Below are 379 nucleotides of genomic sequence, written 5' to 3' on the forward strand. Positions count from 1 at the left end.
GTGCAGGGGCGCGCGTGGTACGAGTCGTTGGACGGCTGCGGCGGTGCCTTCCTCTCGCACCAGACGGCGTCCGGGAAGGTGCGACTGGTGCGGGTGCCGGGCAGCACCGGCTCCCTGACCCTCGTCGGCGTGCGCGGACAGGACCTCGTCCTCGCGCACCAGAAGGACGACTGCGAGTCGGCCAGGACACGCGCCACGCTCACCCTCTTCGACCCCGTGGGCAAGGAGGAGTCGGTCCTCACCCGGCTCGCAAAGGACGAGGCGTGGCGCGAGGTCCTGTCCGCCACCGAGGTGCGCTCCTGGATCTGGTGAGGCTCAGCGGTGCCCGGCCAGCGGGTCGGGCACCGCGGCCTTGGAGTCCTCGAGCGCCGCACGGAAC

Annotated in this window: 1 protein-coding gene; it reads left to right on the forward strand. The window is 72.3% G+C overall.

The annotated features are described in order from the left end of the window. Positions 1-312 (forward strand): hypothetical protein (locus I6F37_RS45260; RefSeq protein ID WP_225155166.1); only part of this gene is annotated, 312 nt, incomplete at its 5' end. Between the last annotated feature and the right edge of the window lie 67 nt (positions 313-379).

Source organism: Bradyrhizobium sp. NBAIM08, assembly GCF_020193935.1.
GTDB classification, from domain to species: domain Bacteria; phylum Pseudomonadota; class Alphaproteobacteria; order Rhizobiales; family Xanthobacteraceae; genus Bradyrhizobium; species Bradyrhizobium yuanmingense.